The 15187-nt window shown below is 74.3% G+C and carries 10 protein-coding genes; 6 read left to right on the forward strand and 4 right to left on the reverse strand.

The window, feature by feature from the left end; genetic code table 11:
• On the reverse strand, positions 1-1257 hold the full coding sequence (locus JK356_RS09690) for an acyl-CoA dehydrogenase family protein (RefSeq protein WP_201867212.1): 1257 nt from the start codon (positions 1255-1257) through the stop codon (positions 1-3).
• A 5-nt stretch (positions 1258-1262) separates the two neighbouring features.
• Entirely contained in the window at positions 1263-1730 is a 468-nt protein-coding gene (locus JK356_RS09695; protein WP_201867213.1) for an SCP2 sterol-binding domain-containing protein, read from the reverse strand.
• An 84-nt stretch (positions 1731-1814) separates the two neighbouring features.
• Between JK356_RS09695 and JK356_RS09700 the strand changes: the two genes are divergently transcribed.
• Complete coding sequence (locus JK356_RS09700; protein WP_201867214.1) at positions 1815-2483, forward strand: TetR/AcrR family transcriptional regulator; 669 nt, start codon at positions 1815-1817, stop codon at positions 2481-2483.
• Positions 2484-2492: 9 nt separating this feature from the next.
• On the opposite strand, the gene JK356_RS22180 is transcribed toward JK356_RS09700, so the two are convergent.
• Together JK356_RS22180 and JK356_RS09710 are read right to left on the reverse strand one after the other, a co-directional pair.
• Complete coding sequence (locus JK356_RS22180) at positions 2493-3377, reverse strand: MaoC/PaaZ C-terminal domain-containing protein (protein ID WP_307815504.1); 885 nt, start codon at positions 3375-3377, stop codon at positions 2493-2495.
• Between the two features lie 5 nt (positions 3378-3382).
• On the reverse strand, positions 3383-4708 hold the full coding sequence (locus tag JK356_RS09710) for a 3-oxoacyl-ACP reductase (RefSeq protein ID WP_201867215.1): 1326 nt from the start codon (positions 4706-4708) through the stop codon (positions 3383-3385).
• Positions 4709-4801: 93 nt separating this feature from the next.
• On the opposite strand from JK356_RS09710, the gene JK356_RS09715 reads away from it, so the two are divergent.
• The 5 genes from JK356_RS09715 (at position 4802) to JK356_RS09735 (ending at position 15145) form a co-directional block, all read left to right on the forward strand.
• Positions 4802-6118 (forward strand): acetyl-CoA C-acetyltransferase, encoded by a 1317-nt coding sequence (locus JK356_RS09715; protein ID WP_201867216.1) that lies wholly within the window; start codon positions 4802-4804, stop codon positions 6116-6118.
• 59 nt (positions 6119-6177) lie between these two features.
• The gene (locus tag JK356_RS09720) at positions 6178-8085 is read left to right on the forward strand and encodes a long-chain fatty acid--CoA ligase (protein WP_201867217.1); all 1908 of its coding nucleotides are present in this window, start codon (positions 6178-6180) and stop codon (positions 8083-8085) included.
• Positions 8086-8270: 185 nt separating this feature from the next.
• On the forward strand, positions 8271-9257 hold the full coding sequence (locus JK356_RS09725) for a TauD/TfdA family dioxygenase (protein ID WP_201867218.1): 987 nt from the start codon (positions 8271-8273) through the stop codon (positions 9255-9257).
• 350 nt (positions 9258-9607) lie between these two features.
• Complete coding sequence (locus JK356_RS09730; RefSeq protein WP_201867219.1) at positions 9608-11668, forward strand: glycoside hydrolase; 2061 nt, start codon at positions 9608-9610, stop codon at positions 11666-11668.
• Positions 11669-11974: 306 nt separating this feature from the next.
• Positions 11975-15145: a glycosyl hydrolase 115 family protein gene (locus JK356_RS09735; protein ID WP_201867220.1), complete on the forward strand. Its 3171-nt coding sequence runs from the start codon at positions 11975-11977 to the stop codon at positions 15143-15145.
• The last annotated feature ends 42 nt before the right edge of the window (positions 15146-15187 follow it).

Here is a 15187-nt window from a genome sequence, read left to right on the forward strand (position 1 = left end):
TCACGGGATGTGGCGGCCCGAGATGGCGCGGGCGATGACGAGACGCTGGATCTCGCTGGTGCCCTCAAAAATGGTGTAGATCTTGGCGTCGCGGTACATGCGCTCCACCGGGTGCTCGCGGCTGTAGCCGGCGCCGCCGAGGATCTGGATGGCCTTCTCGGTGGCGGCCACGGCGAGCTCACCCGCGCGGAGCTTGGCCATCGAGCCCTCCCCGGCGGTGAACGGCACCTCGTTGCGGGCCATCCAGGCCGCGCGCCAGATCAGCAGGCGCACGGCGTCGATCTCGGTGCGCAGGTCGGCCAGGGCGAAGGCGATGGCCTGGTTGTCGATGATGGGCCGGCCGAACGCCCGCCGCTCCCCGGCGTACTCCAGGGCGTACTCGTAGGCGGCGCGGGCGATACCCAGGGCCTGGGCGCCGACGGTGGGGCGGCTGATCTCGAACGTGGCCATGGCCGCCTGCCGGCCGCCCTTGGCGCCCTTGCCGTCCTTGCGGTCCCTGCTGTCCTTGCCCTGCGCGTTCTCGCGGGCGCGGGCGAGGCGGCGGTCGAGGCGCTCCTTGCCGCCGAGCAGGCAGTGCCCGGGGACGCGCACGTCGTCGAGGAAGACGTCGGCGGTGTGGGAGGCGCGCAGGCCCAGCTTCTTGATCTTGCGGGCGCCGGTAAGCCCCGGCGTGCCGGGCGGCACGATGAACGCGGCCTGGCCGCGCGCGCCCAGCTCCGGCTCGACGGAGGCGACGACGACGTGCACGTTGGCGATGCCGCCGTTGGTGATCCACGCCTTCTGGCCGTTGAGCACCCACTCGTCGCGCGCCTCGTCGTAGCGGGCGCGGGTGCGCATGGCGGAGACGTCGGACCCGGCCTCGGGTTCGGAGACGCAGAACGCCGCGACCTGCGGTGACGACTCGTCGCCGAAGCACTGCGGCACCCACTCGGCGAGCTGTTCGGGGGTGCCCGCGGCGAAGATGCCCGCGACGGCGAGGGAGGTGCCGAACAGGGCCATGCCGATGCCCGCGTCGCCCCAGAACAGCTCCTCATTGGCGATCTGGAGGGTGATGCCGGTGGGGTCGCCGAACATCTCGGCGAGAGACTCGAAGCCGTACAGGCCGATCTTGGCGGCCTCCTGGATGACCGGCCAGGGGGTCTCCTCGCGCTCGTCCCACTCGGCGGCGGCGGGGCGCACCACGTCGGCGGCGAAGCCGTGCACCCAGTCGCGCAGGTCGCGCTGCTCCTCGGTCAGGGCAAGGGAAAACGCACTCATGCCGCTCACGCCTTCGGAATGTCGAACAGCCGGGTGAGGCCGGAGGCGAGCCCGATGTCGCCGCTGACCTTCAGCTTGCGCGTCATGAACATCGTCACGGGGTTGCCGTTGCCGGAGACGAGCCGGAGGAACTCCGTGTCGGTCATGGTCAGGGTGACGCGCGGCTCGGCGTCCGAGGCCCCCTCACGCACGGTGCAGCGGCCGCCTGAGATGGCCGTCTCGTACACGGCCTCCGGCTCGCCGTCGGCGCCGGTGATGCGCCAGCGGATCACGGTGTCCAGCGAGCCGGCGTTCTCGGGCCGGAACTGGCGCTCCATGCGCCCGAAGACCTCCGCCAGCACCCGGGCGCGGGGCTCGCCGCGCAGGAAGGCGGCCAGCTCCTTGGCCGGGGTCCGCTTGACCAGGACGGCGAACTCCTGGGGTGTCACGCTCGCGAAATCGAGGCTCGCCAGATCGGGCACGGCGTCGGCCATCGGGTCTCCTCAGCTGACTCATTTGACTCGTCGGTAAACTTACCTGCGAGTAAGATTAGTCCGGGGGCAGTTAGGCTGGCAAGTGTGAGTGATGGCAGGCCCCGGCGGCGGCTCCCACGGAGCGTCCGCGAGCAGGAGATCATCGACGCGGCGCTCCAGGTGTTCGCCGGGCGCGGGTACCACGCGGCGGTGGTCGAGGAGATCGCGGAGCTGGCCGGTATCTCCAAACCGATGGTGTACCTGTATCTCGGCTCCAAAGAGGGCCTGTTCATCGCCTGCGTGCGGCGGGAGTCGGAGCGGCTGGCCGCGGCCTTCCGGCAGGCGGCGGACCTGGCCGGCCCCGATCCGGAGCAGCGGCTGCGGGCCGGGCTGACGGCGTTCTTCACCTTCGTCGCCGAGCACCGCGACAGCTGGGTGCTGCTGCACCGGCAGGCACCGCAGCAGGGCGAGGCGATCGCCGCGGCGATGGCACAGGCCCGGCAGTCGGTGATGGCCGAGGTCACGGCGCTGGTGCGCGACGGCATCGAGCGCGGGTCGGGCGGCCCGGTGGTCCTCGGCGACACGGACGCGGAGTTCGTCGCCCACGCGCTGGTGGGGGCGGCCGACTCGCTCACGGACTGGATGGACCGTCACCCCGGCCAGACCCCGGAGGCCATGACGCGGCGGCTGATGAACATGGTCTGGGTGGGCATGCGGAACGTGCTGGCCGGCCAGGTCTGGGAGCCCTCCGGCGCCGCGCAGCCGCGGGGCTGACCGCTGCGCTCAGTCCGCCGGGGCGCCCACCGTGCCGGACAGGTGCGGGCGCCCGGCGCCGCCGGCCGGACTGTCCGCGGGGCGGAGCTGGAACGCGCCGGCGGCGGCGAGGAACCGCACCCGGCCGGGCAGCATCACCGGCGCGCGGAAGCGGACGTCGAGCGTGAGGGCGTCCTGCTGCCGGGGCGCCAGGGCGGCCAGGCAGCGGGCCGCGGTCCACATGCCGTGCGCGATGGCGCGGCGGAAGCCGAACGGGCGCGCCGCCAGGGCGTGGAGGTGGATCGGGTTGCGGTCGCCGGAGACCGCCGCGTACCGGCGGCCGGTGGCGGCGGGCACGTCCCACACCTCATCGGTGACCCAGCCGCCGTCCGGCGTCTCGTCGGCCCCGCCGCCGGGCGCGGGGGCCGGCGCCGTCCCCGGCGGCGGCGCGCCGGGAGCGAGGTAGGTGCTGACGGACCGCCAGACGGCCGTGCCCGAGGCGTCGGCCGCCTCGGCGTGCACGTCGAACGCCGTGCCGCGGTGGTGCGGCCGCGTGCCGCTGGCGTAGACGGCGAGGTCCAGGCGCTCGTCCGCGCCGATCGGCCGCCGCTGCTCCAGGCGGAGGGCGATGTGCCGCAGCCCGGGCAGGGCGTGCGGGAAGTCCCGCCGCGCCATCAGCGCCATGGCCAGCGGGAACGCCATCACGTGCGGATAGGTGGCGGGCATCGGCCCGCCCGGGCCGGCGGGGAAGCCGCAGACCTCGGCGTAGCGCGCCAGGCGGCGCGGGTCGGCGGCGGCGTGCGGCAGCACCAGCCGGTCGCCGGGCAGCGGCCCGCCCGTGCGGCGGCGCGGCAGCAGGGCGCGGGCGTAGCTCGGCCCGAGCCGGGGCGGGGTGCGGAACTCCACGGTGGCCACGGGCCTCACGCTCCCAGCAGCGACTGGCCGCAGACCCGCAGCACCTGGCCGGTGACGCCCGCGCTGCCGGGCGAGGCGAAGTAGGCCACGGCCTCGGCGACGTCCACGGGCAGGCCGCCCTGGCTGAGGCTGTTGAGGCGGCGCCCGGCCTGGCGCGGGATGAGCGGCATGGCGGCGGTCATGGCGGTCTCGATGAAGCCGGGGGCGACGGCGTTGACGGTGACGCCCTGGTCGGCGAGCCGGGGGGCGAGCGCCTGCACCAGCCCGATCAGGCCGGCCTTGCTGGCGGCGTAGTTGGTCTGGCCGGCGGCGCCCGCGATGCCGTTCATGGAGGAGACGGCCACGATCCGGCTCCGCTCGCCGAGCAGCGGGAGCAGGGCGTCAGTGAGCCGCTGGGCGGCGAGGAGGTTGACGCTGAGGACCGCGTTGAAGCGGTCGGCGTCCATGCGGCCGAGCGTCTTGTCGCGGGTGATGCCCGCGTTGTGCACGACGGTGACCGGGCCGCCGTCCATGGCGCCGAGGCGGTCGGCGAGCCGGGACCCGGCGTCGGGTGCGGTGATGTCCAGCTCCAGGTGCTCGCCCTCCAGCCGCCCGGCGACGCGGCGCAGCGCCTCGGCCTGGGCGGGCACGTCGACGCACAGCACCCGCGCGCCGTCGCGCCGCAGCACCGTGGCGATGGCCTCGCCGATGCCGCGCGCGGCTCCGGTGATGACGGCGGTGGAGCCCGCCAGCGGGCGGTCCCAGTCGCCGGGCGCGGCGGCGTGGTCCGTCGCCGCCAGCCGCAGCGCCTGCCCGGAGACATAGGCGGAGCGGGCGGAGAGCACGAACCGCAGCGTGGACTCCATCGCCTCCTCGGCGCCGGGGGCGAGGTAGAGCAGGTGGGCGGTGGCGCCGTTGCGCAGCTCCTTGCCGGCGGAGCGGACGAAGCCCTCCAGCGCGCGCTGGGCGGCGGCCTGCCCGGGGGTGGCCGCGGCCTCGGGCGGGGTGCCGAGGACGACGAGCCGGCCGCAGGCGGCCAGCGACCGGATGCGGGGGTGGAAGAACGCGTGGAGGCCGGCGAGCTGGGCGGGTTCCTCGATGCCGGTGGCGTCGTAGACCAGCGCGGCGGGCCGCTCGCCGCCGTCGGCGACCGTGGCGCCGCAGGCGTCGAGCACGGCGCGCAGCGCCTTGTGCGCGCGGGCGCCCTCGGCCTGGCCGAGCGTCACGGGGCCGGCCAGCACGGGCTGTCCCGGCTGGTAGCGGCGCAGCGGCACGGGACGCGGCAGGCCCAGGCGGCGCGCGAGGAAGGCGCCGGTCCGGCTGGAGACGAACCTCTGGTAGCGGTCGGCCATTGATTTCCTCCTTACCCATTGGTAAGTCTACTGAAAAGTTAAGTGTCCGGTCCGGCGCGGGCCGGCACAAGCCACAGGGAGACGGAGACGGCGATGGCAGGAACGGCGCGCCGCGTGGCGATCGTCGGCGGCAACCGCGTGCCGTTCGCGCGGGCGGACGGGCCGTACGCGACGGCCTCCAACCAGGAGATGCTCGGCGCCGCGCTTTCGGGCCTGGTGGAACGGTTCGGCCTGGGCGGCGAGGTCCTCGGACAGGTCGCGGCGGGCGCGGTGCTCAAACACAGCAGGGACTTCAACCTCACCCGCGAGACCGTGCTCGGCAGCGCGCTCGACCCCCGCACGCCCGCCTGCGACGTGCAGATGGCGTGCGGCACGGGGCTTGAGGCCGTGCTGCTGGTCGCCAACAAGATCGCGCTGGGCCAGATCGACTGCGGCGTCGCGGGCGGCGTGGACACCGCGAGCGACGCCCCGCTGGCGCTCAACGACGACCTGCGCCGCCTGCTGCTGCGCGCCCGCCGCGCCCGCGGCCTGCCGCGGCGGCTGCGCGCGCTCGCCGGCCTGCGGCCGCGCCACCTGGTGCCGGACATCCCGCGCAACGCCGAGCCCAGGACGGGCCTGTCCATGGGCGAGCACGCGGCCCGCACCGCCCGCGAGTGGGGGGTGACGCGGCGGGCGCAGGACGAGCTGGCGGCGGCCAGCCACCAGCGCCTGGCCGCCGCCTACGCACGCGGCTTCTTCGACGACCTCCTCACGCCCTTCCGCGGCCTGGAGCGCGACCAGAACCTCCGTCCTGACTGCACCCCGGAGACCCTGGCCCGGCTGCGCCCGGTCTTCGGCCGCGGCGAGGACGCGACGATGACGGCGGGCAACTCCACCCCGCTCACCGACGGCGCCGCGGTCGTGCTGCTGGCCAGCGAGGAGTGGGCGGCGGCGCGCGGCCTGCCGGTGCTGGCCTGGCTCAGCCACGCCCGCACCGCCGCCGTCGACTTCACCAGCGGCGAGGACGGCCTGCTGATGGCGCCCTCCTACGCCGTGCCGCGGCTGCTTGAGGCGGCCGGGCTGAAGCTGGCCGACCTGGACCTGGTGGAGATCCACGAGGCGTTCGCCTCCCAGGTGCTGGCCACGCTCGCCGCCTGGGAGGACCCCGGCTTCTGCGAGCAGCGGCTCGGCCTGCCCGGGCCGCTGGGACCGGTGGACCGCACGCGCCTGAACGTGACCGGGTCCTCGCTGGCGACGGGCCATCCGTTCGCCGCCACCGGCGGCCGGATCGTGGCCACCCTCGCCAAGCTGCTGCACGAGCGCGTGACCGAGCGCGGCGGACCGGCCGACGACGGCACCGTCACGGCGCGCGGCCTGATCTCCATCTGCGCCGCGGGCGGCCAGGGCGTCACCGCGATCCTGGAGCGCTAGCGCGGCGATCCCGGCGGTCCCCCACCCCCCACACCCGACACCCCTACCGGAGGCGACCGATGGGCATACGCCAGGACCTGAAACGGGCGAAGCGGCGGCGCGACCTCGCGTCCCGCGTCACCACCGAGGTGGTACGCGAGGACGGCGCGGTGCGGGAGGTGCGGACCGGGCCGCTCATCGAGCCGCTGGCTCAGGGCAGCATGGCCGACGTCCCGTACACCAACGCGGCCGAGGCGCCGGACGAGGTGGTGGTCCGCCGCGCCGCGGCCGGCGGCTGGCTGCCCGTCACCGCCGCCGCCTTCGCCCGCGAGGTCACCGCCGCGGCGCGCGGCCTGGTCGCGGCGGGCCTGGCACCGGGCGACCGCGTCGCGCTGATGTCCCGCACCCGCTACGAGTGGACGGTGCTCGACTTCGCCATCTGGGCGGCGGGCGGGCAGAGCGTCCCCGTCTATGCCACTTCCTCGGCCGAGCAGCTCGCCTGGATCCTGCGGGACTCCGGCGCGCGGTTCCTCATCGTGGAGACCGCGGAGCACGCCGCCACGGCCAAGGCGGCCGCCGCCGAACTGGCCGGCGCGTGCCCCGCGCCCCGGACCTGGCAGCTGGATGCCGGCGCCATGGCCGAGCTTTCCGCGCTCGGCGAGAACGTGCCCGAGTCCGAGATCACCGCCCGGCGCGCCGCGCTGTCGCCGCAGGACACCGCGACGCTGATCTACACCTCCGGCACCACCGGGCGCCCCAAGGGCTGCGTGATCACCCACGCCAACCTGCACGCGGAGACCGCCACCCTCACCGCGCTGCTGAAGCCCGTCTTCGAGGAGATCTCCCGGCAGCAGCCGTCCACTCTGGTCTTCCTGCCGCTGGCGCACGTGCTGGGCCGCACCATCCAGATCGCCTGCCTGCGCGCCCGCATCGTCACCGGCCAGTGCCCCAGCATCAAGCCCGACGAACTGCGGCCCCAGCTCGCCTCGTTCCGCCCGACGTTCCTCGTCGGCGTGCCGTACCTGTTCGAGAAGATCCACGACACGGCGCGCGCCATGGCCGAGACCATGGGGCGGGGCGCGTCGTTCGACCGGGCCGACCGCGTGGCCGTGGCGTACGGCGAGGCGCTGCTGCGCTGGTACGAGGGCACCGGCCCCGGCCCGTCGCTCGGCCTGCGGCTGGCCAGAGGGCTGTACGACCTGCTGGTGTACCGCCGCGTCCGGGCGGCGCTCGGCGGCCGCATCCGCTACGCCATCAGCGGGGGCTCGCCGCTGGACCGGCGGCTGAGCCTGTTCTTCCTGGGCTGCGGCGTGCTGGTGTACGAGGGCTATGGCCTGACGGAGACCACCTCGGCCGCCACGCTGGTCCCGCCGCTGGCGCCCCGCCCCGGCACGGTCGGCCACCCGCTGCCCGGCACGGCGGTGCGGCTGGCCGACGACGGCGAGGTGCTGGTGCGCGGCCCGCTCGTCAGCGCCGGCTACGAGAACCAGCCCGCGCGGACCGGGGAATGGCTGGCCACGGGCGACCTCGGCCGGCTCGACGACGACGGCTATCTCACCCTGACCGGGCGCAAGAAGGACATCCTCATCACCTCCGGCGGCAAGAACGTCTCCCCCGCTGTCCTGGAGGACCGGCTGCGCAGCCGGCCCCCGGTCGGGCAGTGCGTGGTCGTCGGCGAAGGCCGGCCGTTCGTCGCCGCCCTGATCACCCTGGAACGCGACGCGGTCGCGCACTGGCTGGCGGTCCGCAAGCGGCCGCGCGACACCCCGCTCGAGGAGCTGTGCGAGGACCCCGAACTGCGGGCGGACGTGCAGCGGGCCGTGGACTACGCCAACGAAGCGGTCTCCCGGGCGGAATCGATCCGCGCGTTCCGGCTGCTGCCCGGCGAGTTCACGGAGGAGAACGGCATGCTGACACCCTCGCTGAAGGTCAAGCGGCAGGTAGTCACCGAGGTGTACGCCGAGGAGATCGAGCGGCTGTATACCTGACGTGCTGACGGTTCGTCACATTGCGGCCGGGTGTGCGCGTTGTGCAGTCACGTGAACAATCGGGCGAACCGGGCCGTTTCCGGTTGACGCGGGCACCCGCCCGGCGGTGACCTGGGCGGTGCCGCGGTCCGCCGCACCATGCGGCGACCGCATTCCCCGCGATGCCGCAGCGAAGGGATACCGCCATGACCACGGCCGCTTCGCCGTCCTCCGCTCCGTCCTCAGCCGGGTCCGTGCCCGCGCCCCACGGCCTGCTCACCACCCGCCTCGGCGGCCGCATCGGCGCCGTGATCGAGGGGGTGCGCCTCGGCGGCGACCTGCCCGCCGAGACGGTCGCCGCCATCCGCGCCGCCGTCCTCCGCTACAAGGTGGTGTTCTTCCGGGGCCAGGAGCACCTCAACGAGGAACGCCACGAGGCGTTCGCCCGCCTGCTGGGCACGCCGGTCGCGCACCCCACCGTGCCCTCGGCCGACGGCCGGTACGCGTTCGCCGTCGACTCCGGGGTCGGCGGCCGGGCCAACCAGTGGCACACCGACGTGTCGTTCGTGCCCGCCTACCCGGCCTTCTCCGTCCTGCGCGCGGTCACGGTGCCGCCCTACGGCGGCAACACGCTGTGGGCCAACACCGTCACCGCCTACGAGGAGCTGGCCGAGCCGCTGCGCGCCCTGGCCGACGGGCTTAGGGCCGTGCACTCCAACGAGTTCGACTACGCGGCCCTCCACCCCGACGCCAGCGCCGACCAGCTCGCCCGGTACCGCGAGGTGTTCACCTCCATCCGGTTCCGCACCGAGCACCCGGTGGTGCGCGTCCACCCCGAGACCGGTGAGCGCGGCCTGCTGCTGGGCAACTTCGTGCGCCGGATCGAGGGTGTGCCGCCGCGCGACTCGCGGCTGCTGTTCGACCTGTTCCAGGGTCACATCGAGCGGCCGGAGAACACGGTGCGCTGGCAGTGGCGGCCCGGCGACGTCGCCCTGTGGGACAACCGGGCCACCCAGCACTACGGCGTGGACGACTCCGGTGACCACCGGCGGGTGCTGCGCCGCGTGACGATCGACGGCGACCGCGCGGTCGGCCCCGACGGACGCGAGAGCGTGCTGCTGGAGCCAGACGAGGTGCCCGAGCCCGCGTTCGGCCCGGCCTCCGGTGCCTCGGCGAACCGGCCGGGCGCCTGACCGGTCCGCGCCACCGGCCCGGCGCGGCGTGTGGCCGGCGGGCGGGAGGGCGGCGGCGGTCCGGGGACCGGGGGCCCGGACTACCGCCGGCGCACCGCCGGCCCCGGCCACCGCGCCGGTGCGGCGAGCGGCGGCTGCTCCAGCACGGCCCAACCCGCGCTTCCGCTGCCGGGTTGGGCCGTGCCGTGCGTCCGGCAGCCCCGGCGCCAGCGTGCCCGGCGTGCCGGTGCGGCGGGCCATCCGGCGGCGCCGCACCCCTTGACGCCCGGTCGGGGCACCGGTAGACATCACGCAGACTCCCCCATGTTTACGTCAACATCCATCAGAACCGCTCAGCGAAGGATGCTGTCATGCCCCTGAAACCCCGGTCCGCGCCCCGCCTGGCCGCCGCAGCCGCCGCGGCGCTCGCCACCACCGGGCTCCTCGCCGCGGGGCCGCTTCCGGGCGCGGGCGCGGCCGAGCCCGCGGCCGGCGCCGGGGCCGCGAACGGCGTCACCGTCACCCCCGATCCCTCCTACCAGGGCCAGCCGTTCGAGGGCTGGGGCACCAGCCTGGTGTGGTTCGCCAACGCCACCGGCGACTACCCCGACGAGATCCGCGAGGAGCTGGCGCGCCTGCTCTTCAGCGACGAGGGCCTGGCGTTGAACATCGCCCGGTACAACATCGGCGGCGGCAACGCCCCGGACGTCGCCGACTACCTGCGCGCCGGCGGCGCCGTCGAGGGCTGGTGGCGCGCGCCCGAGGGCACCACGCGCGAGGACACCGACTGGTGGAGCGCGGATGACCCGGACGACTGGAACCCGGACGCGGACGCCACCCAGCGCTGGTGGGTGGAGCGCATCAAGGACGAGATCGACCACTGGGAGGCGTTCAGCAACTCGCCGCCGTGGTTCATGACCGTCAGCGGCTACGTCTCCGGCGGCTTCGACCCCGGCACCGACCAGCTGCGGCCCGACGCCGTGGCGGACTTCGCCGCCTACCTCACCGGCGTGGTGGAGCGGCTGGAGGAGGCACACGGCATCGAGGTGGACACCCTCGACCCGTTCAACGAGCCCAACACCGACTACTGGGGCACCCAGCTCGGCCCCGACGGCGAGCCGGTAGGCGGCAGGCAGGAGGGTGCGCACATGGGGCCCGAGCTCCAGCAGCGCGTCATCCGCGCCCTCGCCGGGGAGCTGCGCGCCTCGGAGACCGGCGCCGTCATCTCGGCGATGGACGAGACCAACCCGGCGACGTTCGCCGCCAACTGGGAGTCGTACCCCGCCGAGGTGCGTGACCTGGTCGGCCAGCTCAACGTCCACACCTACGGCACCAGCGGCCGCACCGCCGTGCGCGACATCGCCAAGGCCCAGGGCGCGCCGCTGTGGATGAGCGAGGTCGGCGGCGACTGGGACCCGGACGGCCAGGACTTCACGGACATGGCCTCCGGCCTCGGCCTGGCCCAGCACATCACCGACGACCTGCGCGAACTGGAGCCCACCGCCTGGGTGTTCTGGCAGCCGGTCGAGGACTACAACAACATGGCGCCGGGCGGCGAGTTCCCCGAAGGCGGCAACTGGGGCTCCATCCAGATTCCGTTCGACTGCACGGCCGGCGACACCCTTGAAACCTGCCCCATCCGCACCAACACCAAGTTCGACACCGCGCGGAACTTCACCCACTACATCCAGCCCGGCGACCGGCTGATCGCGACGGACGAGCCGTCGAGCACCGCCGCCGTCACCGCGGACGGCCGGGGCGCCACCGTCGTCCACGTCAACGGCACCGACGAGGCGCGCGAGGTCACGCTGGACCTGTCGAAGTTCGGCCGCGTGGCGCCCGGCGCCACCGTCACCCCGGTCGTCACCGACGCCAGCGGCGCGCTCGCCGAGCAGGCTCCCGTGCCGGTGACCGGCGGCTCCGCGACGGTCACCGTGCCCGCCGAGTCCGTGACGACGTTCCTGATCGACGGTGTCGCGGGCGTGGCGCCGGACGCCGCCGCCTTCCAGCCGGGCCAGGAGTACCAGCTGACCGGCGTGCAGAGCGGCCGGGCACTGGCGGCGGACGACGACGGCACCGTGGTCATCCGGGACGCCGACCCCGCCGACCCCTCGCAGTCGTGGCGGGTGCGGAAGCTGACCCGCGGCCACGACAACCAGCAGCGCTACGAGCTGTCCAGCGGCGCCGGCCTGGGGCAGCTGGCGGTGCGCGACGGGGAGCTGGTGCTCCAGCCGCGCCAGGGCCGCCCGGACGCGGCCGCCCAGTGGATCTCCTCGACCACCGGCGACGGCACCTTCACCTTCGTCAACGCCGCCACCGGCCACGTGCTCGACGTCACCGGGCAGGCCACTCACGACGGCGCCCCGGTCTCCGTGTGGCCGCCCAGCTCCGGCGCGAACCAGCTGTGGGCGGTGACCCCGTCGCGCGCCTGAGGGCCGCCGGGCCGCACCGCTCGCCTTCGCTCCCCCGCCCGCTGCCGTCGCGTCACGCACGCGACGGCAGCGGGCGGTCTGCTGTGCCGTACCAGGCCCAGAAGGCGGGCGCCGGGTGCGCCCGGGGGGGCACCGCGCCCCGGACGGACGGGGAAACGGCAGGTGACAGCGGGGAATTGACGGGCCACCGGAGTATTGACCTGCCCTGGGCGCCTGATTAGCCTTCCGGCACGCTTCCGGAACACGTCCGAAAACTTTTCAGCCTCGCTCCGGTCCCCGCCCCCGTTCGCTGGGAGACAGCCCGACATGACGAGCCGCCGCGCGTTCCTGGGTCTGCTGCCGATGAGCGTCGCCGCCACCACCGCCACCACCGCCGCCACGCCGGCCGACGCCGCCGCACCGGCCCGGCCCGCCCTGCCGCGGGGGAACGGCCGGAGCCGCCACGACCGCTTCATCTCCCCCACCTGGCGCCCGGGAAGCCTGAGGCTGGCCGGACGGGGCACGGCGCTGCCCATCGTGGTCAGCTCCCGCGACCACCCCGGGGTGCTGCGCGTCGCCGACGACCTCGCGGCCGACATCGAGCGGGTGACCGGCGTGGCGCCGCCCGTTGTCCACGACCGGGCGCCGCGCGGGCAGGACGAGGTGATCCTCATCGGCACGCTCGGCGCCAGCCCGCTGGTCGACCGCATCGCCGAGGACGGGCGGCTGGACACCGACCGGATCGCCGGGCGCTGGGAGACCTCCCGCCAGCAGCTCGTCACCAGCCCGCTGCCGGGGGTGAAGCGGGCGTTCGTCATCGCCGGCAGCGACCAGCGCGGCACCATCTTCGGGGTGTACGAGGTGTCGCGGCAGATGGGCGTCTCCCCCTGGTACTGGTGGGACGACGTGCCGGTGCCGCACCTCGACGAGGTGTACGCGCTGCCCGGCCGGTACACCCAGGGCACCCCCGCAGTGAAGTACCGCGGCTTCTTCATCAACGACGAGAACCCGGCGCTGGGCACCTGGGCCCCGGGGTTCTTCGGCGAGGGCCACGCCCCCGGCTATCCCGAGGGCTTCAACAGCGCCTTCTACGCGAAGGTGTTCGAGGTCATGCTGCGGCTGAAGGCCAACTACCTGTGGCCCGCGGTCTGGGGCCGTGCCTTCGCCGAGGACGATCCGGCCAACCACGCCACCGCCGCCGCGTACGGCATCGTGATCGGCACCTCCCACGAGGCGCCGATGATGCGCGGCATCGAGGAGTGGAACCGGCACGCGGTGCCCGCCGAGCGCGACGAGGACGGCGCCATCGTCACCCCCGGCGAGGACCCCTACGGCGGCACCGGTGAGTGGAGCTACCGCCGCAACCGGGAGGCCATCGAGGCGTACTGGCGCGACGGCGTGCGCCGCATGGCCGACGAGGGCTTCGAGGGCGTGGTCACCCTCGGCATGCGCGGCAACGGCGACGTCAGCCTGCCCGACGGCGACGGCATCGAGCTGATGGAGTCGATCATCGCGAGCCAGCGGCGGATCCTCGACGAGGAGACCGGCGACACCCCGCTGACGGACATCCCGCAGGTGTTCACCCTCTACAAGGAGGTGCAGCGCTACTGGGACCGCGGCATGCGGCTGCCGGACGACGTCACCGTCATCTTCTGCGACGACAACTGGGGCAACCTCCGCAAGGTGCCCGACCCGTCGCTCCCCGAGCGGTCCGGCGGCTACGGCCTGTACTACCACTTCGACTACGTGGGCGCCGGCCGCAACTACAAGTGGGTCGACACCATCAACCTCGCCTCCACCTGGGAGCAGCTGCACCTGGCGTACGCCACCGGCATCGACCGGCTGTGGGTCGTCAACTGCGGTGACCTGAAGTCCGAGGAGATGCCGCTCCAGTTCTTCCTGGACTACGCCTGGGACCCCGAGGCGTGGGACATCGACCGGCTCGGCGAGTGGGAGCGGCGCTACGCCGAGCAGAGCTTCGGCCCGCACCACGCCGGGGCCATCGCCGAGGTGCTGCACACCTACGGCGTGCTCCAGGCCCGCCGCAAGCCCGAGCTGCTGAACCGGCGCATCACCCTGGACCCGGACAAGGACCCGGCGACCGACCCGGCGGCGGTGGTGTACGACGACGAGGCCAGCCCGTTCAGCCTCACCGACTACCGGGAGATCGAGCGGGTCACGGCCGAGTGGGAGCGGCTCGACGCGCGCGCCGAGCGCATCGGCCAGGAGCTGCCGGCCGCCTGGCACGACGCGTACTACCAGCTCGTGCAGTACCAGGTGGAGGCCACGGCCAACCTCTACGCGCTGCGGCTGGCCGAGTTCACCAACCTCCACTACGCCAGGCAGGGCAGGGCGTCCGCGAACGAGCTGGCCGACGCGACCGACGCCCGCTTCGCCGACGACCAGGCGATGTCGGAGTACTACAACACCCGCCTGGCGGACGGAAAATGGGAGGGCTTCCAGACCCAGCCGAAGATCGGCTACGGCGACGTCGAGCGGTACGGCCCCGACGCCGGCTGGCAGCAGCCGCAGACGCCGGACCACGTCGCCCTGCCCGACGAGGTGTTCCCGCCGGTGCGCCGGCTGGAGCTGCCGCCGGTCGCGGAGATGGGCGTGGCAGTGGACGGCTCCGACCAGTGGTGGCCTGAGGCCCAGGGCCCGGCGCGGCTGCCGGTGTTCAGCCCGTACCAGAGCCAGCCCGCCCAGTACATCGAGGTGTTCAACCGGGGCACCGAACCGTTCCGCTACCGCATCGAGCCCGCCGAGGACTGGGTGCGCGTCACGCGGGCGCGCGGCACCGTCACCACACAGATCCGCGCCGAGGTGCACGTGGACTTCGACCGTGCGCCCCTCGGCACCACGACCGTGCCGATCACGGTGACCGGCCCGGAGGGCGCCACCGTCGAGGTGCTGGCCGAGGTGGACAACCCGGGCATCCCGCTGCGGCAGCTCGACGGCTTCGTCGAGGCCAACGGCTACGTGTCGATGGAGGCGTCCCACTACTCGCGCGCGGTGGACTCCGGCGGGGTGACGTGGCGGCGGATACCCGACCTGGGCCGGACCGGCGACGGCATGACGCCGTTCCCCGTCACCGCGCCCAGCCGCGAGCCGGGCGGGGACGGGCCGCGCCTGGAGTACACGATGACGCTGTGGCGCGCGGGCGAGGTGACGGTCTGGGCCTACCTGTCGCCGCGGAACAACGTGCTGCCCACCGAGGGGCTGCGGTACGCGGTCTCGCTCGACGACGGCGCGCCCGTGACCGTCAACGTCACGGCCGTCACCGGGGCCGACGACACCGACATGAACCCGCAGTGGGCGCGCAACACCTCGGACAACGCCACCGTCACCGCCACCGTCCACACCGTCGGCGCGCCCGGCAGGCACGTGCTGCGGTTCTGGATGGTGGACCCGACCGTGGTGCTCCAGAAGCTGGTGGTCGACACCGGCGGTCTGCGGCCCAGCTACCTGGGGCCGCCGGAGAGCCTCCGCGCCGGCTGACGGCGCGCGGAGGACCGCAGGCGCCGCACGCCCGGCCTGCCA

It is taken from the genome of Streptomyces sp. 7-21, assembly GCF_016741785.1.
In the GTDB taxonomy this organism is placed as follows: domain Bacteria; phylum Actinomycetota; class Actinomycetes; order Streptomycetales; family Streptomycetaceae; genus Streptomyces.

What these genes read in the sequence shown, in the direction of transcription:
- JK356_RS09690 (WP_201867212.1), bottom strand. Translation starts at nt 1,257, where the DNA reads ATGAGTGCGTTTTCCCTTGCCCTGACCGAGGAGCAGCGCGACCTGCGC.
- JK356_RS09695 (WP_201867213.1), bottom strand. Translation starts at nt 1,730, where the DNA reads ATGGCCGACGCCGTGCCCGATCTGGCGAGCCTCGATTTCGCGAGCGTG.
- JK356_RS09710 (WP_201867215.1), bottom strand. Translation starts at nt 4,708, where the DNA reads ATGGCCGACCGCTACCAGAGGTTCGTCTCCAGCCGGACCGGCGCCTTC.
- JK356_RS09715 (WP_201867216.1), top strand. Translation starts at nt 4,802, where the DNA reads ATGGCAGGAACGGCGCGCCGCGTGGCGATCGTCGGCGGCAACCGCGTG.
- JK356_RS09720 (WP_201867217.1), top strand. Translation starts at nt 6,178, where the DNA reads ATGGGCATACGCCAGGACCTGAAACGGGCGAAGCGGCGGCGCGACCTC.
- JK356_RS09725 (WP_201867218.1), top strand. Translation starts at nt 8,271, where the DNA reads ATGACCACGGCCGCTTCGCCGTCCTCCGCTCCGTCCTCAGCCGGGTCC.
- JK356_RS09730 (WP_201867219.1), top strand. Translation starts at nt 9,608, where the DNA reads ATGCCCCTGAAACCCCGGTCCGCGCCCCGCCTGGCCGCCGCAGCCGCC.
- JK356_RS09735 (WP_201867220.1), top strand. Translation starts at nt 11,975, where the DNA reads ATGACGAGCCGCCGCGCGTTCCTGGGTCTGCTGCCGATGAGCGTCGCC.